This window comes from Flavobacterium sp. B183 (genome assembly GCF_023539155.1).
Classification (GTDB): domain Bacteria; phylum Bacteroidota; class Bacteroidia; order Flavobacteriales; family Flavobacteriaceae; genus Flavobacterium; species Flavobacterium tructae.
Genome location: NZ_CP097434.1, coordinates 4,944,985 through 4,965,853, shown reverse-complemented (window position 1 = coordinate 4,965,853; position 20,869 = coordinate 4,944,985). Strand labels below are relative to the sequence as shown.

18 protein-coding genes are annotated in these 20,869 nt (G+C 36.2%); 16 read left to right on the top strand and 2 right to left on the bottom strand.

The window, feature by feature from the left end; genetic code table 11:
- Positions 1 to 8 precede the first annotated feature (8 nt).
- On the bottom strand, positions 9 to 3,140 hold the full coding sequence (locus tag M4I44_RS20240) for a TonB-dependent receptor (RefSeq protein ID WP_249965898.1): 3,132 nt from the start codon (positions 3,138 to 3,140) through the stop codon (positions 9 to 11).
- 1,270 nt (positions 3,141 to 4,410) lie between these two features.
- Between M4I44_RS20240 and M4I44_RS20235 the strand changes: the two genes are divergently transcribed.
- From M4I44_RS20235 to moaA, 16 genes are all read left to right on the top strand, one after another.
- Positions 4,411 to 5,886, top strand: a complete 1,476-nt coding sequence (locus M4I44_RS20235; protein WP_249965897.1) for a nitrate/nitrite transporter — start codon at positions 4,411 to 4,413, stop codon at positions 5,884 to 5,886.
- Positions 5,887 to 5,903: 17 nt separating this feature from the next.
- A complete protein-coding gene (locus M4I44_RS20230) occupies positions 5,904 to 7,496 on the top strand; it encodes a magnesium transporter MgtE N-terminal domain-containing protein (RefSeq protein WP_249965896.1) in 1,593 nt (530 codons plus the stop codon).
- A 28-nt stretch (positions 7,497 to 7,524) separates the two neighbouring features.
- A complete protein-coding gene (locus M4I44_RS20225; protein WP_249965895.1) occupies positions 7,525 to 8,574 on the top strand; it encodes an MFS transporter in 1,050 nt (349 codons plus the stop codon).
- Between the two features lie 77 nt (positions 8,575 to 8,651).
- Positions 8,652 to 10,868, top strand: a complete 2,217-nt coding sequence (locus tag M4I44_RS20220; RefSeq protein ID WP_249965894.1) for a molybdopterin oxidoreductase family protein — start codon at positions 8,652 to 8,654, stop codon at positions 10,866 to 10,868.
- Between the two features lie 19 nt (positions 10,869 to 10,887).
- Positions 10,888 to 11,457, top strand: coding sequence for a 4Fe-4S dicluster domain-containing protein (locus M4I44_RS20215; protein ID WP_017495991.1), 570 nt, complete (start codon positions 10,888 to 10,890; stop codon positions 11,455 to 11,457).
- Between the two features lie 9 nt (positions 11,458 to 11,466).
- Positions 11,467 to 11,979: a Rieske (2Fe-2S) protein gene (locus tag M4I44_RS20210; protein WP_017495990.1), complete on the top strand. Its 513-nt coding sequence runs from the start codon at positions 11,467 to 11,469 to the stop codon at positions 11,977 to 11,979.
- Positions 11,980 to 12,003: 24 nt separating this feature from the next.
- Positions 12,004 to 12,252 (top strand): DUF6755 family protein, encoded by a 249-nt coding sequence (locus M4I44_RS20205; RefSeq protein ID WP_017495989.1) that lies wholly within the window; start codon positions 12,004 to 12,006, stop codon positions 12,250 to 12,252.
- A 133-nt stretch (positions 12,253 to 12,385) separates the two neighbouring features.
- On the top strand, positions 12,386 to 13,558 hold the full coding sequence (glp, locus tag M4I44_RS20200; RefSeq protein WP_249965893.1) for a gephyrin-like molybdotransferase Glp: 1,173 nt from the start codon (positions 12,386 to 12,388) through the stop codon (positions 13,556 to 13,558).
- Positions 13,559 to 13,794: 236 nt separating this feature from the next.
- Positions 13,795 to 14,541 (top strand): sulfite exporter TauE/SafE family protein, encoded by a 747-nt coding sequence (locus M4I44_RS20195; protein WP_249965892.1) that lies wholly within the window; start codon positions 13,795 to 13,797, stop codon positions 14,539 to 14,541.
- A gap of 159 nt (positions 14,542 to 14,700) precedes the next feature.
- Positions 14,701 to 15,273 carry a molybdenum cofactor guanylyltransferase gene (locus tag M4I44_RS20190; RefSeq protein ID WP_249965891.1) on the top strand — a complete coding sequence of 191 codons (573 nt, stop codon included), beginning with the start codon at positions 14,701 to 14,703 and terminating at the stop codon, positions 15,271 to 15,273.
- A 6-nt stretch (positions 15,274 to 15,279) separates the two neighbouring features.
- Positions 15,280 to 16,068: a uroporphyrinogen-III C-methyltransferase gene (cobA, locus tag M4I44_RS20185; protein ID WP_249965890.1), complete on the top strand. Its 789-nt coding sequence runs from the start codon at positions 15,280 to 15,282 to the stop codon at positions 16,066 to 16,068.
- Positions 16,069 to 16,070: 2 nt separating this feature from the next.
- Positions 16,071 to 16,307 carry a MoaD/ThiS family protein gene (locus tag M4I44_RS20180; RefSeq protein WP_249965889.1) on the top strand — a complete coding sequence of 79 codons (237 nt, stop codon included), beginning with the start codon at positions 16,071 to 16,073 and terminating at the stop codon, positions 16,305 to 16,307.
- 9 nt (positions 16,308 to 16,316) lie between these two features.
- Positions 16,317 to 17,381 (top strand): HesA/MoeB/ThiF family protein, encoded by a 1,065-nt coding sequence (gene moeB / locus M4I44_RS20175; protein ID WP_249965888.1) that lies wholly within the window; start codon positions 16,317 to 16,319, stop codon positions 17,379 to 17,381.
- Positions 17,382 to 17,514: 133 nt separating this feature from the next.
- Positions 17,515 to 17,946 carry a molybdenum cofactor biosynthesis protein MoaE gene (locus M4I44_RS20170; RefSeq protein WP_026109935.1) on the top strand — a complete coding sequence of 144 codons (432 nt, stop codon included), beginning with the start codon at positions 17,515 to 17,517 and terminating at the stop codon, positions 17,944 to 17,946.
- A gap of 9 nt (positions 17,947 to 17,955) precedes the next feature.
- Positions 17,956 to 18,870: a bifunctional molybdenum cofactor biosynthesis protein MoaC/MoaB gene (gene moaCB / locus M4I44_RS20165; RefSeq protein ID WP_017495980.1), complete on the top strand. Its 915-nt coding sequence runs from the start codon at positions 17,956 to 17,958 to the stop codon at positions 18,868 to 18,870.
- Positions 18,857 to 19,864: a GTP 3',8-cyclase MoaA gene (gene moaA, locus M4I44_RS20160; RefSeq protein WP_249965887.1), complete on the top strand. Its 1,008-nt coding sequence runs from the start codon at positions 18,857 to 18,859 to the stop codon at positions 19,862 to 19,864. The genes moaCB and moaA overlap by 14 nt, the downstream gene beginning before the upstream one ends.
- A gap of 143 nt (positions 19,865 to 20,007) precedes the next feature.
- Here moaA and M4I44_RS20155 read toward each other — a convergent pair whose 3' ends face one another.
- Positions 20,008 to 20,685: a hypothetical protein gene (locus M4I44_RS20155; protein WP_249965886.1), complete on the bottom strand. Its 678-nt coding sequence runs from the start codon at positions 20,683 to 20,685 to the stop codon at positions 20,008 to 20,010.
- Positions 20,686 to 20,869 lie beyond the last annotated feature (184 nt).

Sequence of the window (20,869 nt, the reverse complement as noted above, 5' to 3'; positions counted from 1 at the left end):
TTTTTTACTTAAAAAGTTACGTTCAGACCTGAGATGAATGTTTTTGAATTGGGATAAGCGCCAAAATCAATTCCCGGGTATAAGTTGTTTTGTTCGTAGGAGCTTACCTCAGGATCGTATCCGGTGTATTTGGTCCATGTAATTAAGTTTTCGGCAGAGACATAAAATTTAACGCTCTTAGCACCCAGTCTTTTGGAAAGGCTTTTCGGTAAAGTATACCCCAGAGTGATTAGTTTTAATCTTAAGAAAGAAGCATCTTCAATATAACGTTCTGAAACAATCCCCAATGGAGAACTGGTGGCTCTTGGAACTTCGTTGCTCGGATTTGTTGGTGTCCAACGGTCGTCTAAAGTTACATTCGCATTGGTACCCAAAGTAGAAATTTCCAATTGCTGATTTAAAGCGTTGAAGACTTTACCACCATAAGATCCCTGAAAAGAAAAGTTAAGATCAAAGTCATGATAGGAAATCGTATTGCTAAAGCTAGCGACAAATTTTGGTTGTGAACTTCCAAGATTTCCTTTGTCAAGAGCTGTAATTACACCATCTCCGTTAGTATCTACATATCTTCGGTCTCCAACTTTTGTATTGGCTAAACTGTTGATTTTAGGCTGAGTATTGACTTCTTCCTGCGTCTGGAAAATGCCATTGGTTTTGTATCCCCAGAAAGTTCCCAGAGGCAATCCTACTTTTACAGTTACGGGTTGCTGCTGTAATAAAGATCCGTTTGGTACTACCGGAAAAAATTGATCCACTCCGTTTCCGATAGCCACTACTTTGTTTTTATTGGCAGAGAAAACAAAGTTAGAATTCCATGAAAAGTTTTCTGTTTTTAGATTTTCCGTGATCAGACCAATCTCGATACCTTTATTTTCAACACCCCCAATGTTTTGTAATACAGAAGCATATCCTGAAATCAGCGGAACAGGTACATTAATTAGTAAATCGTTTGTTTTTTTGTAATATACATCAAAAACAAAATTGATTTTGCGGTCTAATAAAGACAAATCCAATCCCACATTATATTGATTTGTTTTCTCCCATTTCAAATCTGAATTGGCCAGTCGGGTAGGAGCTAAACCGGTTTGCAGTGTTCCTCCGAAAGCATAATTTACAGAACCCATCTGAGCCAGAGAAAGGTAATTTCCAATTTCCTGATTACCGGTAGTTCCGGCAGTTATTCTTAGTTTCGCTTCCGTTAAGCCTTTGATATGGTTTGCGAAAGATTCCTCTGTGATATTCCAGGAAAAACCTGCTGATGGGAAATAACCCCAAAGTGATTTTGAACCAAATCTTGAAGATCCGTCCGCACGGCCGGAAAGTGTAAAGTTGTATTTTCCTTTGTACGAATAATTGATTCTGGTCAGCCAGGATTTTAAGACACTTTCGAAAGCATCTGTAGAAGGTTTTACCGGAACACCGTCTTGTAAAGCATTGTAAGTATTGGCATCGTTTACAAAGAATTGAGCTCCTGCATTCACCACTTCCCCTTGTGTGTACTGAAGCGTATACCCGCCCAAGGCTGAAAATTTATGATTATCGCCAAAATTAGTGTTATAGTTTAAAGTGTTTTCATTCAGTACAGAGCTCACCAATCGGTCTCCAACAGAACCAAAGCCTTTTGTTCCTGCACCGGTAGTGGTGGTTGCCGGAGCGTAGTAATTTTGCTTGGTATTCATGACATCACCACTGACAGCAACTTTTGCAGTAAGCTTTTTGGTGATTTTATATTCACCGAATAAACTAGTCAGAATCCTGTTGATTTTAGTTTCGTTGGTGGTGCTCATCAGATCATTTATCGGATTAGCAATTATCCCGTTTACAGCCGTGGCATAGGGATTATTGGTTAGATTATAGCTTCCGTCAGGATTTTTGATCGGAACTACGGGTGGCTGATACAAAGCAACCACTAACGGATTAGGTTGCCTTCCGGCCGATGAACCGCCATTTGTACCAATACCATTGGCAACCGAATTGCTGTAGTTGGCATTCACACCAAATTTAAAATTGGGAGAATAGTTTCTTTCGTAGTTGACACGTAACGAAATACGCTTAAAATCAGAGGCAATTACAATTCCATCCTGTTGAAAATACCCCGCCGAAATTGCATATCTTGAGCGATCATCCCCTCCTGAAAACGACAATTGATGATTTTGAATCGGTGCCGCAGTTCTAAAAGCTGCCGATTGCCAGTCGTATCCTCCTGAAGTTTTTAAAGCTTCGATCTGAGCAGCAGAAAAAGAAGGCGCCTGACCAATACTGGCCTGAACATCATTACGTAAGCTGGCCCATTGGCTGGCATTCATTAAGTTCAGTTTTTTCGAGACATTCTGAAATCCAATATAGCCCTGATAAGAAATGTTATCCTGACCTTTTGTTCCCTTTTTAGTAGTGATAATCACCACGCCGTTTGCCCCGCGTGATCCGTAAATAGCAGTTGCAGAAGCATCTTTTAGTACTTCAATAGATTCGATATCACCGGGATTAATCGTCGACAGGACATTGACAGTAGCTCCTGCATTGGCAACTCCGGCCGTACTGTTGTTATTGTCATTATAGATTAAAATTCCATCCACCACATAAAGCGGTTCGTTACCGGCCGTAATTGAGTTTCCACCCCTAATCCGAACACTGGAGGAAGCACCGGGACGACCCGAACTTTGCGTGACTACCACTCCCGGTATTGCTCCCCGAAGTAAGTTATCTGCCGATGAGGTCACCTGACTTAAATTGGCTTTTGGAACTGAAGCTACAGAACCTGTAATGTCTTTTCTTTTTTGAGATCCGTACCCAACAACTACCAGTTCATCCAGTTCCTGACGTTCTTCTTTTAAATGAATAGTAATAGGATTCTTTTCGACTATAATCTCTGATTTTTTGTATCCAATGTAGGTTACAATTAAGGTGTAAGGGAATTTCTGTCCCGTTTGAAAATAAAATTTTCCTTCGGCATCCGTCTGAACGCCGTGTGTAGTTCCTTTAATCACTACCGAAGCACCAATAATAGGCTGGTTGGTGATATCATCTACGACCGTTCCGTCGAGTTTCGATTGAATAAGAGGTGTTGTATTTTGGGCATTAATTCCCGCCGATAGGAGCAGGAGAAATAGGAATGAGTATATTTTTAATTTTTTTTTCATTTCTTTGTACTGGTTTAAGTAATTAACAAGAAGCCCTGAAAGTTGAATTTTCAACTCTCTGATCGTATTCTTGGTTTAGTGATAAATATTCTTTAAGCCTTGCCATTTCTGTTGCCGCAGAAATGGCTTTTTTTATTTACAGCAACAGCTATGCATGTTTTTCATTTTGTTTTTTTTAATGGTTAGTCATTTTTTTTTAAGATATAGGTATAGTTTCAGTGCTCTTTTTGATACAAACGAATGTGTCAAATAGACTTTGAAATTTCAATATGGAATCTTGTGTGTATTTAAAAATTCGTTTTTAAAACGATTCGATGTAAAAGAGAAATCGAGGGCAAACGAAAAAAAGGACAGAGTTTTAGCAACAGAAGCACATATAACAAAAAGTGTTATAAGTATATTTTTTAGGAAGAATGTAATACGATCTGCTTTCGGTTGTTTTCAAAATATGATTTTTTTGGTTTCAAATATTATTTTAAACTCTACTAATCCTATAGACAAAGTTAATTTTAATATAATAAAAACCAAAAATTTGTTTATTTTTTTTTGAAAAAGATAGATGCATTTGGTGTTTTTTATTCAGGAATTAAGTTTAACTTATTGATTTTTAATAAGTTGTTATTTTTTGTAAGAGGTTGTAAAAAAGTATGTGCTTGTATTTTTACCATTAAAAAATGTAGTACTTTATACTTAATTTTCTAATTTTTAAGGTCTTATCTCATTTTAAAATAAAGAAAAAACGTCAGCTAAAAGTCATTTTAGTTTACAAAAGAAGATTTTTATAAAAAAGTTACCATTTGTAGATAGGACTTCATTACAAAAATATTGGTTCGGAAATGTATTTTTTGTCTTGAAATGTGGTATTGAAAGAAAGATATTGTATAAATAATTAGTAATTAAGTTTTTAATGGTAAAATTTGTATATTTTTATTGTGTTAATTTTTTACTCAAAACCTAAAAAGGCATCTTTTTTCGATTAATGAAAAAGAGCTGGTAAAAGAAAGAGCACTGTTGTTTTAGGGCGGTAAAATGAAATCAATTTGATAGGCAGATTTCAATAGACAGCGTCTCTAATTTTTTGGTAGAGCGTTTAAGCTGTTTTTTATAGTATAAGTATTCAGGTATTTTTTTGTTTTTTAGATTAAGGATGGTATTGTCTTTTATTATGATATATGTCATAGTTTGAGAGAGTCTAACGGTTTAATTTTGTATTTAATTGAGGAAGTGAGTACTCAATGTAATCAAGAATTGAATATTTTAATATTTCTATATGAATAATCTATCTCAATCCCACCGAATTTTATTTTTAAATACACTTGCGTTTACGATTTGTTTTGCATGCTGGACCTTAAATGGTGTTTTAGTTACGTATCTAGTCGATAAAGGAATATTTAACTTTACCGTTGTAGAAACAGGATGGCTTTTAGGAATTCCAATTCTTTCAGGTTCTGTCTTTCGTCTTCCAATAGGTATTTTGACAGACAAGTACGGAGGAAAAATAGTATTCTCAATACTGCTGCTATTGTGTTCAATCCCATTATTTTTACTGCCATTTGCAACTTCATTTTGGAGTTTTGCGGTATTAAGTTTTCTTTTTGGATTAGTGGGGACAAGCTTTGCTGTAGGAATTGGGTATACTTCAATCTGGTATCCAAAAGAATGGCAGGGGCGTGCGTTGGGAATTTTTGGAATGGGAAATGCCGGAGCTGCAATTACAACTTTTGTTGCGCCTACATTACTAAACAATTTATCTGAAAATGATCCTGTAAACGGTTGGAAAACACTTCCGGTTATTTATGCTATAACACTTGTTGTTATAGGGATACTTTTTATTGTTTTTGCAAAAAACAAAACCAATATAGGAGTTTCAAAAACAATGGGCGAACTATTGTCGCCTCTGAAGAATGTCAGGGTTTGGCGTTTTGGAGCGTATTACTTTTTAGTTTTTGGTTTTTTTGTAGCCTATTCACAATGGCTTCTTCCAAATTTCATGAACGTTTATCATACCACTTTGGTAATGGGAGGAATGTTTGCCACTCTCTTTAGTCTTCCATCAGGAGTAATTAGAGCTTTTGGCGGTTATTTGTCGGATAAATTTGGAGCGAGAAAAGTGATGTATTGGGTTTTAGGATCTTCAATAGTGATTAGTTTTTTACTGATGTTTCCCAAAATGGAAATCTTAACAGCAGGTCCCGGAGTTTTGGCATCCAATAATGGCGTAGTTACTGAGGTTTTGTCAGATGCAGTCGTGGTAAATGGGAAAGAATATAAAATAAATAAAAAAGAAACTTCAGACCATCATGATGCCGCTATTTTCCCCGTAAAAAACTCCTGGCAGGAAATTGTAGTCAAACAAAATCAGGAAGTCAAAAAGAAAGAGCTGCTGGCGCAGGGGATTACTCAAATTAAGTTTAGTGCTAATCTTTGGGTGTATGTTGTTTTAGTCATTCTTATTGGTATTTCATGGGGAATTGGTAAAGCCGCAGTTTACAAACATATCCCGGAATATTTTCCAAACGAAGTAGGTGTTGTTGGCGGAATGGTTGGTTTAATTGGTGGACTTGGTGGTTTTGCCGGACCCATTATCTTTGGCTACCTTCTTAATTATACAGGGCTCTGGACCAGTTCATGGATATTTATCTTCATCGTCTCAGTGCTTTGCCTTCTTTGGATGCACCGAACAATAATTAATGCAACTCGATCTAAATTACCCAATTTTACCAGAGAAATTGAAAACAATCATTAAAATTTAATAACAGATATATGAAAACTTGGTTAGATAAATGGAGTCCTGAAGATGAAGCATTTTGGAATGCTGGCGGAAGTAAAATTGCCTGGAGGACATTAACGATTACAACGCTAACTTTAATTTTATCATTTGCCTCTTGGTTTATGATGAGCGTAATTGCAGTAAAATTACCCGGATTAGGGTTTAATTTTTCTAAAGATCAGTTATTCTGGTTAACAGCAATACCGGGATTAGCTGCTGGTTTTTTAAGAATTATTCACACATTTATACTCCCCATATATGGAACACGTCACGTAATATCCGTTGCAACAGCCATTAAGTTAATACCTGTAATAGGAATTGGTTTTGCTGTTATGGATATTACCACACCATTTTGGGTTTTTGCTGTTTTAGCATTCACAACTGGTTTTGGTGGCGGAGATTTTTCATCTTACATGCCAAGTACCAGTTTGTTTTTTCCCCAAAGACTAAAAGGAACCGCCTTAGGAATACAGGCGGGAATAGGGAATTTTGGAGTTTCGGTTGCCCAGTTTATTACACCGCTTGTTATTAGTGTAGGGATTTACGGAGCGTCAACTGTATTTACAAGTATAGATCATAAAGAGGCGATAACCGTTTTTCAAAATTCAACCCATGAAAAACAAAAAGAAGTTTTTGGAGCGCTCGATAGTGAAGTGCAAACAAAAATACTGGCAAACGTAAAGAAAACTGTAATTGATTCAGTAACGACAGCTGTAAAATCTACAGATAATACCGTCGTATTTACAGCATTACCGTTGAAAGCAAAAGCAAAAGCAATTGCCAATGCAAACCCTAAATTAGCAGAAAAGATATTAAACAATATCAATCCCGAAAATACGGCAGTTAAAAATACTCCAATTTATTTACAATCGGCGGCATTTTGGTTTGTACCATTCTTAATAGTACTGTCATTTGTAAGTTGGTTTTACTTGAGAAGCATACCCATGCAAGCTTCAATTAAAGAGCAATTGGATATTTTTTCGAACAAACATACCTGGTATTGCACCATAACATATGTAATGACATTTGGAACTTTCGCAGGATTGTCTGCTGCCTTTCCCTTAATGATTAAATTTTTATATGGAGATTTTCCAAATGCACCAGATCCGTTAGTATTTGCCTTTTATGGCCCATTGATTGGTTCCGCAAGCCGAATCGCTTTTGGATTTGTAGCTGATAAAGTAGGAGGTGCGATTTTAACCACCATTACAGGTTTGGGAATTTTGGCTGGTGCAATTATATTGGTGACACAAGGATTAGTCGCTCCAACAAGTATGGATCAATTTCCACTTTTTGTAACGGTAATTTTTGCAATGTTCTTTTTTACAGGAATTGGAAATGCAGGTACCTTCAGACAATACCCAATTATTTTTAAAGAAAATCAGCGTCAGGCAGCGGGAGTTATCGGCTGGACAGCTGCGATTGCCGCATTTGGACCTTTTATATTTTCTAAATTAATAGGTAATAATATTTCGGCTAATGGTACTGTAAATCAGTTTTTTATTGGTGTTTCAATTTTCACTATATTAGCTACAGGTATCAATTGGTGGTTTTACAATCGTAAAAATTGTGAGAAACCAAGTTAATTAGTAATCATTAAATTTAAAATTAAGGATGAAAGATAAAACGTTTAATACCAAAGCCCTGCTCGTTGCAACTTTAGTGTCTGTACTCACCATAATATTAGTGTTTTACGGATCCAGACGACTTCAAAATTTTGATGCAGCTTTAATCACCTATTTATTCGGAACCGTATTTGCTTTCTTTGGAATTGTTTATCGATACACCGTTTGGTTGCAGCGTCCACCTACATGGATGTATTTTAAAAGAAGTATTAAATTTCTTTTTACTGGAAAAGTATTCTCTCATCTGTGGTTTTTAGGAAAAGAGTCCGTGCAGAATATTGTGGTTCAAAAGTTCATTTATCCGCGTAGTAAATACCGTTGGTTTGCTCATTTTTGTATTGCATTAGGCTGTTTGTCGGCCTTTGCGATTACAATTCCGCTAACTTTCGGATGGATTCACTTTTCATTGGCACCCAATTCTATTTCGATTTATGAAGCCAATTTCTTCGGATTCAAAATGATGGAATTTGAAATTGATTCTTTCGTGGCTTTCTTGATTTTCCATGCTTTAAACTGGTCGTCATGGCTTGTTATAATCGGGTCAGTGTATTATTTAAGAAGAAGATTAACCAACCCGGGATTAATTGCTACCCAAACTTTCGAGGGAGATTTATTACCGTTAATATTACTTATTGCGATATCGGTTACGGGTTTATGTTTAACGTATTCGTATCAGTTCATGAAAGGATTTGCCTATGATTTCTTAGCCGTAATACACGCTGTAACTGTAATTATGTTTTTAATCTGGATTCCGTTCGGAAAGTTTTTTCACATTATCCAGCGTCCAGCGCAAATCGGAGCTCATATTTATAAACAGGAAGGAATCAAAAAAGGAATGGCAGTTTGTCCGCATACCGGAGAAGAATTTGCAACACAGCTTCATATCAACGATTTAAAAATCGTAACCAAACAATTGGGTTTTGACTTTACCCATGAAGACGGAACTTCTCATCTTGATCTAAGCCCGGAAGGAAAAAGATCGCGTTTAGCACAAGCACATTTAAAAGCCAGATTAGAAGGCGGAAATTTATTTGGATAGAAAAAATAGTTTCAAGTTTCAAGTTCCGCACAGAGCGTGAAACCTGAAACTTGAAACAAAACAAACAAAAATTAGACATGGCAAAATTACCTGTATCAACTGAGAAAATTATTGAGGCTTTTGGCCCCCATTTAAATTATGCGCCAAAAGATGGATACAATGGAAGAGACGAACCAGATGAGGTGGTGAAAACACATTGTTGTTTTTGCGGAATGCAGTGTGGGATACAATTGTTGGTAAAAGAAAATAAAGTTGTAGGTTTTGAACCCTGGATGGAATTTCCTTTTAATGAAGGTCGTTTATGTCCAAAAGGAGTGCAGCGCTATTTGCAAAATAATCATCCGGATCGTCTTTTACATCCAATACAAAGAGTAGAAGGAAAAGGATTTGAAAAAGTGACCTGGGATGATGCTATGGATAAAACAGTTTCTGAAATAAAACGCATTCAGGAAAAATATGGCAAACATGCGTTTTCGATGTTATCGGGAGTTTCTTTAACGAATGAGAAAAGTTATTTGGTTGGCAAATTTGCACGTGTTGCCTTAAAAACAAGAAATCTTGACTATAACGGAAGGCTTTGTATGGTAAGTGCCGGAGCCGGAAACAAAAAAGCATTTGGTTTAGACCGGGCCTCAAACAATTATTCTGATTTAGAATATGCCGAAGTAATTATTGTGACCGGAGCAAACATCAGTGAAACGTTTCCAACGTTAACCCACTGGATTTGGAAAGCAAGAGATCGCGGAGCAAAATTGATTGTGATTGATCCGAGAATGATTCCGCTTGCAAGAACAGCAGACATACACTTAGATGTGAAGCCGGGAACCGATTCTGCTTTATATGGGGCGATGCTCAAATATCTGGTGGATCACGATATGTTAGATCATGATTTTATTGATAATTACACTTCAGGATTTCAGGAAACTATAGACGCCGTAAAAGATTACACGCTTGAATGGGCAGAAGAAGTTACCGGAATTGACAAAGAAAAAATCAAAGCAGCAGCCGAATTATGGGGTAAAGCAAAAACAAGTTTTTTACTACATGCCAGAGGAATTGAACACCATTCAAAAGGTGTTGACAATGTTTTAGGCTGTATCAACTTAGTACTGGCAACAGGAAGAATTGGAAGACCTTATTGTGGTTATGGAACAATAACCGGGCAAGGAAATGGTCAGGGAGGACGAGAACACGGACACAAATGCGATCAATTACCCGGTAACAGAGATATCGAAAACCCGGAGCATCGAAAATACATCTCGCAAGTTTGGGGAATTGATGAAAAAGATATGCCCGGAAAAGGACTTACCGCCTATGAAATTATCGAAGCAATTCACAGGGATGAAATCAAAGGACTAATTTCGATTTGTTTTAATCCGTTGGTTTCTTTACCGAATAATAATTATGTGCGTTCCGCCTTAGAAAAATTAGAATTCTATGTTTGTATTGATTTCTTTTTAAATGAAACCGCTCGTCATGCCGATATTGTTTTGGCCGGATCGCTACAGGAAGAAGAAGAAGGAACCACAACTTCAGCAGAAGGAAGGGTGATCAGAATCAGACAAGCTGTAACGCCTCCGGGTGAAGCCAGAACAGATACTTCGATCTTGTTAGAATTAGCCAAACGATTAGGCGAAGAAGATAAATTTACATACGATGATAGTGAAGCTATTTTTAATGAGCTTCGTGTTGCCTCCAAAGGAGGAACAGCCGATTATTTTGGAATATCCTATAAAAAAGTGGAGGACAATATGGGTGTTTTCTGGCCATGTCCTACAGATGATCATCCGGGAACTCCAAGATTATGGGAAGATAAAAAATTTAAAACTCCAGACGGTAAAGCGCATTTTAATCCTGCACCCTATAAACTACCGGGAGAAATTACAGATGAAGAATATCCAATAACACTCACTACAGGACGTGTGGTTTCACAGTACTTAAGCGGTACACAAACACGTCGAATTGGAAAATTGGTAGATCAATTTCCGGAGCCAATGTTAGAAATACATCCCGAACTGGCTGAAAAATACGGAATTAAACAACGTGAATTGGTACGAGTCGCAACCCGAAGAGGAGAAGGAATATTTCCGGCAAATATTGTAGAAACCATTAGAAAAGACACCGTTTTTATTCCTTACCACTGGCCAGGAAGTAAATCGGCAAATCAATTGACACCCGGGACTTTGGATCCAATTTCGAAAATACCGGAGTTTAAAGTTTGTGCCTGTCTTTTAGATCCGCAGGGAAAAATAGCACCTCCCTCTACAGAATCAGATGCTTATGCAAGTGTTTAATCTATAAAAAAGTGAACTTATGAATTTGACAAATTTTAATACAAGTGAAGAATTTTTTGTAGACATGCAGCGCTGCATTGGATGCAAAGCTTGTGAAATGGCCTGCGCCGAATGCGAAACAAATGGACAGCAGACTCTTATAAGCGTAAATTATGTAGATCGTGCTTCAACCATTCAAACGACTGTTCAGGTTTGTATGCATTGCGAAGACCCGGTTTGTGCGAATGTATGTCCGGCAGATGCAATTTCGCAGGATGAATTTGGAGTAGTGCATACAGCAAGTACAGAAAGATGCATAGGTTGTTCCAATTGCGTAATGGCTTGCCCCTTTGGTGTTCCGAAAAAAGTAGAAGAATATGATTTGATGATGAAATGTACCATGTGTTACGACAGAACAAGCGTTGGTAAAAAGCCAATGTGTGCAACAGTTTGTCCTAGTGGAGCACTGTTTTACGGTACAAGAGAGCAAATTGAAGAAATGAGACCAAACAGTTCTCCTATCAATAATTTTATTTTTGGACAGGAAAGAGTAACCACAAAAGTTAATATTATGATGCCGAAAGGCACTACTGAATTACGAATATATTAAATCGGAATCATGTCAAAAGAAGATAATTTAAATCAAAACTGGAAGAAAGATTTCCCCATAAAAAAGCAGGAATCAACACAGGTTAGCCGACGCGATTTTGCTAAATTCCTAACCTTTGTTTCCGGCGGATTAATGGTTGGAAGCGGATTTGTAACAGCCAAAGCATTTTTATTGCCGAAAGAAGAAGTACAGGGAGAACATTTTATATGCAACAAGGAAGATGTTCCTGTGGGCGGAACAAGAGGATTTGTATTAGAAGGAAGCACCATTCCGTACATTTTAATACATCTGGAAAGCGGAGAATTTAGAGCTTATGAGCAAAAATGCACCCATTTGTCGTGCTCCGTATTTTATAAACCGGGGACAGGAATCATCCATTGTCCTTGTCATGAAGGATCATTCGATGCTAAAACCGGAGATGTAATTGCCGGTCCGCCGCCAAGAGCCTTGCCACAGTTAGAAGTGGTTTTTAAAGAGAACGCCGTTTTTGTAAAAGCTTATATCGAGCACAAAGAAAGCTAGTTAGTATAATTTAAATTTATCCATATGAGTACTTTTAGACGCAGCCAGAACCGATCCAATCCAAATAAGCTAAACAATATTCTTTCAACGCTTATTTTTATTCTGATCTTGAATGTCAGCATTCAAATTTGGCTTTTGTATGCCTCACTAAACAATGCTTTAGAAAATAATAAAGAAATATTGATTCCTGCATTTATTGCCTCAGCGGCACTGTTCTTTATCGGCTTTGCCTGGTTGTATTATCTTCCAAAGGGAAATTTCAGGAATAAATAAACTAAAACCTATTTGCCTTTTTAAGGGAGTATTCCAAAGAATTAAGCTAAATTTATATTCTAAAAAAAAGATAAGAAAGACTCGCTTGGCGTAAATTTACAATAAGTGTTTTTTGCTTAAAAAAACAATCACTATGATTAAAGTTGAAGAAGCATTACAAACAATTGAAGCCAACAGTACCAAAATGCCCACGAAGCAAATAGCGGTAAATAAAGCATTGGGGTATGTTTTGGCCGAAAAGGTGATTTCGCCAATCAATATGCCTCCATTTCGTCAATCGGCGATGGACGGTTATGCTTTTATTCATAGTATAAAACACCAATATGATATCGTAAGTACATCTCAGGCAGGGGATCATTCCAATTTGAAATTAAAGGCAAATGAAACAGTCCGCATATTTACAGGAGCTTTTGTACCTGATAATGCAGATACAGTAGTCATGCAGGAACATGTCATTGCAAATAAAGATTCTATTTTAATTGCTGTTATGCCTCAAAAAGGTATAAATGTTCGCTTAAAAGGAGAACAAATTGCGAAGGATAATGTTGTTTTTGAAGCTGGCACTTTAGTAACTCCTGCAGCAATTGGTTTTTTAGCGAGCTTAGGAATCACAGAGATTGAAGTATATAAAAAACCGAAAGTGGCTATTTTAGTAACAGGAAATGAATTGGTAAAACCTGGTGAAAAGCTAAAAAAAGGAAAAATCTACGAAAGTAATTCCGTTATGCTTCAGGCCGCTCTTGAAACGGTAGGAATAAGTAAAACAAAAGTCTATCGTGTAAAAGACAATTTGAAAGCTACAAAAAAGGCATTAAAAGATATTTTAAAAAAGTATGATATGGTTTTGGTGTCCGGTGGAATTTCAGTAGGAGATTATGATTTCGTTAAAGAAGCTTTATTACAGAATGATGTAGAAGAGCATTTTTATAAAATCAACCAAAAACCGGGAAAACCAATGTTTTTTGGTTCAAAAAATAAAACCTTGGTTTTTGCTTTACCCGGAAATCCGGCGTCATCACTGACCAATTTTTATATTTATGTGTATCCGGCAATTAAGAATAGAATTGGATTTTCTGAAATTCACAGAACAAAAATAGTACGAACATTAAATTCAGATATTAAAAATAATACTGGTAAAACATTGTTTTTAAAAGCAAGATATAACGAAACTGATGTCACAGTACTGGACGGACAAAGCTCTGCAATGCTTAATACATTTGCTGTTGCAAATAGTTTGTTAATTGTTCCTGAGGATGTTGAAGTATATGAAAAAGGAGAGTTAGTGACCTTATTGCCGATAGATTAGAGGAATGTTAGATTTTAGAAGCAAGAGAATAGAATAAAGAGAATAGAATAAAGAGAATAGAATAAAGAGAATAGAATAAAGAGAATAGAATAAAGAGAATAGAATAAAGAGAATAGAATAAAGAGAATAGAATAAAGAGAATAGAATAAAGATTTTAGTTGTAAAGAGATAGAAAGCGGTATATAAATAAAAACATATAGCAAACCTGAAACCTAAAACAAATAAACGATTACACAATGACCTTACTAAGCCCCGAAAACCTATTACTATTTAGCTTTGCCTTAATTGTTATTGCATTCTTATATTCTAGTGTTGGACATGGCGGGGCATCAGGATATTTAGCTTTGATGACGATTTTTGCTTTTCCGGTTGCGATTATGAAACCTTCAGCTTTGCTGTTGAACTTGTTTGTTGCAAGTATTTCGTTTTTCTTTTATTATCGGAAGAACTATTTCAGGCCAAAGTTGTTTTATCCATTTGCAATAGCGTCTATTCCGGCAGCATTTATAGGCGGGTTTGTCACATTAGACAATACTATTTATAAAGTAGTTTTAGGTTTAGTCTTGGTTTTTGCAGCGTTAAGGTTGTTTGGAATTTTTAATTTTAAAGAAAAAGAGGCTGTTAATATCAACCTTCCGTTTGCATTAGCGATTGGTTTTGCAATAGGATTATTGTCAGGAATGTTAGGAATTGGTGGAGGTATAATTTTAAGTCCTATTTTATTGTTTTTAGGATGGGCATCCGTAAAAGAGTCAGCGGCGATTTCGAGTCTGTTTATATTTGTGAATTCCTTTGCAGGAATGTTAGGCTTTTTAATGGGAGGAAAAACAATTCCTGTGGAGAGTTTTTATTTAGTGCCCATTGCAGTCGTAGGAGGAGTTTTAGGAGGATTTTATGGAAGCGGTTATTTCTCGAACAAAACTTTAAAAGTAGTTTTAGGAACCGTAATTTTAATGGCAAGTGTTAAACTGATTTTTCCTTAGTAATTGAAAAATAAAAAGATAGAATATAATCTCGATCTTTTAAAGTTAAATTTTCTCTCATTTCAACCTGAAACCTGAAACAAAGAAAACCTGAAACAAAGAAAACCTGAAACAAAGAAAACTTGAAACAAAGAAAACCTGAAACAAAAACTAAAAACAATGGAAACACTAACAGCATTTATTCTTTGTGGAGGAAAAAGTTCTCGAATGCAATCAGAGAAAGGATTGGTTTTGTTTCGGGGAAAGCCATTTATAGAGCATATAATCAAGGCGATTTTACCTATTACGGCAGAAATTAAATTAATTACTGCTTCAAAAGAATATGATTACCTCCCTTATCAAAAAGTACCGGATGTTATTGCAGATAAAGGGCCATTAGGTGGTATTTATACGGCTTTGTTGCATTCTGAAACCGAATTTAATTTGATTTTGAGCTGTGATATTCCGTTAATTTCAACAGAATTATTACAGGAGTTAATATCGAAACATACGGAAGAAGCGGGAATTACCGTTTTTGCTTCTGAGAGCCGAATGCATCCATTGATAGGGATTTATTCAAAAAAGATGATCCCTTTTATTAAAAATACTATTGATTCGGGCGAACTAAAAATGATGAATTTATTGGCCCGAATACCACATCAGATTATTAATTTGGATGAAAGTGAAATTTTTCCTTTAACCAACATTAATTCGGCTGATGAATTGAATGATTTGAATGCAAGTTTAAGTTGAAAGAGTATGCAAAGTTTTAAAACACCAAAATTGACGATTGTTGGCGCAGGTCCGGGTGACGCTGAACTGATTACGATGAAAGCGATAAAAGCTTTAGAGAACGCCGATGTCGTTTTGTACGACGCTTTGGTCAATGAAGAATTGTTGGAGTATGCATCAAATGCCGAAATTATTTTTGTTGGAAAACGACTCGGGTGTCATGCTTACACTCAGGATCAGATTAACGAACTGATAGTTTCAATGGCAAAGCAGCACGGACATGTGGTTCGTTTAAAAGGAGGCGATCCGTTTGTTTTTGGAAGAGGAAGTGAAGAAATCGAATTTGCAGAACAATTTGGAATTGAAACAGTAATTGTTCCCGGAATTTCATCAGCTCTGGGAGTTCCCGCCTCGGTTGGAATAAGTGTAACACAGCGCAAAGTAGCCGAAAGCTTTTGGGTTATTACAGGAACAACCTCAGATCATAAGTTATCGAAGGATATTCATTTGGCTTCTAAATCGGATGCGACCGTAATTATTTTGATGGGAATGCATAAATTAGAGGAGATAATTTCAATTTATCAGCAGAATAGGATAGATAATCTTCCAATTGCTATTATTCAAAACGGAACAAAAAAATCAGAACAAAAAGTGATCGGTACTATTAGTACAATTGTTAAATTGGTATCTGAAAAAAATATAACATCGCCAGCCATTATTGTCATTGGCGAAGTAGTAAAAAATACTTCAAGCTGGATTTCCTATTTTCAGGAGCATTTTGATGATGAATTTATTTTTCAGAATTTAAATTTATAAGAATGATTGAAATTAAATATTTTGGAGCTGTTGCCGAAAAGACAAAATGTGAATTCGAAAAAGTACCTTTTTCTGAAGTTTCGCTGGAAGATCTATTGCGCGATTTAGACGAGAAATACCAATTGAATTCGCTTTCTTTTAGCGTAGCGGTAAATCAGAGGATAGTTTCAAAAACGATAGACTGTACTTTGCAAACAAGTGATATTGTTGCTTTATTGCCACCATTTGCAGGAGGATAATTGAAAAAAATGAAGATATCAGACCGTTATAACAGACAAATAATTCTTCCGCAAATAGGAGATGAAGGCCAGCACAAATTATCGGAATCGAAAGTTTTGGTTATTGGTGCAGGAGGCCTGGGGGCTGCAATTTTGCCTTATTTGGCAGCAGCCGGGGTTGGTCAGATTGGGATTGTGGACGATGATGTAATAGAGATTTCAAATTTACACCGACAAGTGATTTATAAAAGCTCGGCTGTTGGAAAATCAAAAGCAGAAGAAGCCAAACGTATGATTCTGGAATTAAATCCGGAAGTAAAAGCAGATGCTTTTGCAGAAAAATTATCAGCGAAAAATGCCGTTTCGTTATTTGAAAAGTATGATATTATAGTTGATGCAACAGATCATATTGCAATTAAATATCTTATAAATGACGCCTGTCTGCTTACTAACAAACCGATGGTTTACGGATCTATTTTCAGATTTCAGGGGCAAGTTTCGGTTTTTAATTATCAAAATGGACCGACATACAGATGTTTATATCCAAATGAAAATAGTAATTCATTAAATTGTGAAGATGCCGGAGTGATTGGAATCTCAGTCGGAATTATTGGGATGCTTCAGGCAAATGAGGTTTTAAAAATGATTCTGGGAATTGGAGAAGTTCTAAGTGGAAAAATATTGGTTTATACTATTTTGAACAACGAACAACAAAAGTATGATTTTGATAAAAGTGATATTCAGCCTATAAACAGAGAAAAATTTGAAGCAAAATACAGTACAGTAGAAAATCGGGTAGAAGAAATAGATTTTCAGGAAATTGCTGAAGAAATAAACAAGGGTGAGGTTTTGTTTCTGGACGTTAGGAATGAAGACGAATTGCCGAAAATTAATTTAAAATACAGTATTCAGATTCCCTTAAACAATCTGGAAAGCGAAATAGAAAAACTAGATAAAAATCAACTGATTTATGTTTTTTGTCAGTCGGGTATAAGAAGTAAGATAGCTGCACAGTTATTTCAAAAGCATCAATTTAAAAATATAAAAAGTATTGCCGGAGGTGCTTTAGCGATGAAACAGCTGTTAAAAGAGTAAATAAAAATAGAGCGTGAAAAAAACATACAGGTTTATTGGCTACGAATTCACAAATTATTTTTTTTGAATTAGAAAATTCATGAATTCGTGGCAAAAAAAATCTTTTAATCTGTGGCCAAAAAAAATAGAAGTAATGAGTAAAAATGTATTTGTAGAGGGACCAATTAGTCCTGAATTTATAGCCGAGTCGATTGCGAAACACCAATCGAAACATACAATTGGGGCACACAATATTTTTTTAGGACAAGTTCGTGCCGATGTGATTCATGACAATACCGTTGTAGCTATAGATTATTCGGCTTATACGGATATGGCCAACGAAGCTTTGTACGCCATTCGCGAAAGAGCGTTTGCTAAATTTGATTTGACTTGTATGCACATTTACCACAGTTTGGGTGTTGTAAAAGCGGGCGAAATTTGTTTGTTTGTCTTTGTCTCGGCAACGCGGCGCAAACAAGTTTATGAAGCAACAGAAGCCATCGTAAACTGGATTAAAACCGATGTGCCCATCTTTGGTAAAGAAATGTTTGAAAACGATACATTCACCTGGAAGCAGAATTCCTAATAAGACACAATGGTAGATATTACGCATAAAATAAGTACATTAAGAAAAGCAACCGCAACCGCAATTGTAAAAGTAAGTAAACAAGAAACAATTGACGCGGTGGAAAATAATTTAGTGCCAAAAGGAAATGTACTCGAAATGGCAAAAACAGCGGGATTGTTTGCTGTAAAAAATACCCATTTATCGATTCCCGATTGTCATCCTATTCCGATTGAATTTACCTCGGTCGAATATGAAATTAAAGGTTTGGAAATTCACATCATCTTTACGGTAAAAACCGTTTATAAAACCGGAGTTGAGGTAGAGGCGATGCATGGAGCATCAATTGTTGCTCTGACGATGTATGATATGCTGAAACCGATTGATAAAGAAATCGAAATTTCGACCATAAAATTGATTGAGAAAGAAGGCGGGAAGTCGTCTTTTAAGAATAAATTTCCGAATACAATAAAAGCAGCTGTTTTTGTTTGTTCCGATTCTATTTTTGCGGGTGATAAGGAAGATCGTTCGGGAAAAATTATAGTCGAAAAATTAAGTTCGTATGGTGTTGAGGTATCACATTATGAAATCATACCTGATGAATTTGATAGTATTCAGGACAGAACAAAAGCATTTGCGAAGGAACATCAATTAGTGATTTTTACTGGAGGTACAGGCCTGTCTCCAAGAGATGTTACACCGGAAGCTTTATCGCCAATTTTGGAAAGCAGGATTCCCGGGATTGAAGAAGCAATTCGGGACTATGGACAGCAAAGGATGCCTTATGCAATGTTATCGAGAACCGTAGCCGGTACTTTAGGTAAGAGTTTAGTTTTGGCTTTGCCAGGTTCGACAAACGGAGCAAGAGAGTCTATGGATGCGGTTTTTCCGCATGTTATGCACGTCTTTCATATTTTAAAAGGAAAAAATCATGACAGCCTTTAACACTATTTTGACGGATGGTTTTGGACGCAGACATAATTATCTGCGCATTTCGCTGCTGGAAAAATGCAATCTGCGTTGTACGTACTGCATGCCGGCGGATGGAATCGCGCTTTCTCCAAAAGGCAGTTTAATGACTGCCGACGAGATTTTTAGTATCGCCCAGACTTTCGTGCAACATGGTGTTGATAAAATAAGATTAACTGGCGGTGAACCACTTTTAAGAAAAGATTTTCCGGAAATAATTTCAAAACTGTCTGCTCTGGATATTTCAGTTTCGATTACTACAAACGGAATTTTGATCGATCGTCATATTGATGTTTTAAAGAAGTTTAAAATTAAGAAAATCAACTTAAGTCTGGATACGCTGGTTTCGTCAAAATTTAGTTCGATAACGCTTCGAAATCAGTTTGATAAAGTTGTCGATAATTTGCATTTACTTTTGAATCATGATTTTCAGGTAAAAGTAAATGTCGTTTTAATAAAAGGTTTTAACGATAACGAAATTGTTGATTTTGTTAAACTAACCCGGTTTTTGCCCATTTCGGTTCGATTTATTGAGTTTATGCCTTTTGCGGGAAACGAGTGGGACCGGAGTAAGATGATTTCGCAAAAGGAGATTCTTTCTTTGGTAGGAAACCGTTTTTCACAGCAGGAAGTTATCAAGCTCAAAGACGAAGATAACTTCACGGCAAGAACTTATAAAATAAAAAACTTTCAGGGAGATTTCGGAATTATAAGTTCAATTACAAATCCGTTTTGTGACAGTTGTAACCGAATTCGCTTAACTGCCGATGGAAAAATAAAAAACTGTCTTTTCTCTAATTCAGAAACCGATCTTTTAACGCCTTTTAGAAAGGGAGAATCGATAACTAATTTAATTTCAGCAGCTGTTCAAAGTAAAAAGAAAGTCCGTGCCGGAATGGTAACGATTGATGAAATGAATGATCCTGCCAAACATTTTGATAACCGAAGTATGATTGCGATCGGGGGGTAAATTGTTAATTATGAAAAAGCCATTCTCTTGAAATCTGGGATCGCTCAGGGAGATATTCGGTTTGTTGGGCTGAGCGAATTTTAAGCCTTTTAAGTGCAAAAAAAAAAGGTTCAACTTGTATAAAGTCAAACCTTTCGTAAGTATTATTTTTTCTTTTTGGCTTTTGCCTTTTTTTGAGCTTTTGCTTTCTTTTTTGCAATTTTTTTAGCTTTAGCTTTGTCCTTCGCTTTTTTAGCTTTTTCTTTTTTCTTAGCTGCAGCTTTTAGTTTAGCTTTTTTAGCTTTTTCTTTCTTCTTATCATTTTTAGCTTTCTCTTTTTTCTTAGCCAGTTTCTTTTTGGCTTTGTCTTTTTCTTTGTCTTTCACTTTTTTGGCTTTTTTAGCAGCTTTATCTTTTTTAGTTTCTTCGATTTCAACTGCCTGATTAGTATTTTCTTCTTTTGATTTAGCAACAGCTGGTTGAGTAACTGTTTTTTCTGCTGGTTTAGCAGCGGGTGTTACTGTTTTTTTTATCGGTGCTTTTGCTACTGTTGGTTTGGTTGTAGTTGGAGTCGCTGCTGCAGTTTTTACAACCGCCTTAGCAGGTGTTTTTGTTGTAGTTGTTGCGGCTTTTGTAACAGAAGCAGCTGGAGCTTTAGGGGCTACTGGTTTTGCTGCTGTTGGTTTTGCTGCCGCTGTTGTTTTAACGGGTGCCGTTTTACGAACGGGGGCTTTTTTAACAGGAGTGTTGGTAGGTTTTACATTTTCTGTAGCTGGCTGAACAACTTCAGGTTTTACAGAATCGATTTTGTCCGGTGTGCTTTCTTCGGGTTTGTTTTCCATATTTTATGTGCTTTTAGGTAAGGTTATCGTCAGCAATGTAACTAAATTGTTAACTCATAGTTAAGTAAAGATAATTATAAAACATGGTATTCAATGTTAAGTTTTCTTATAAAATTTAAGGTTAAGTGTTTGAAAGTGAATTGTTTGTTTTTTTAGCCGAAATATAAAGCCGAAATCTCTTAAC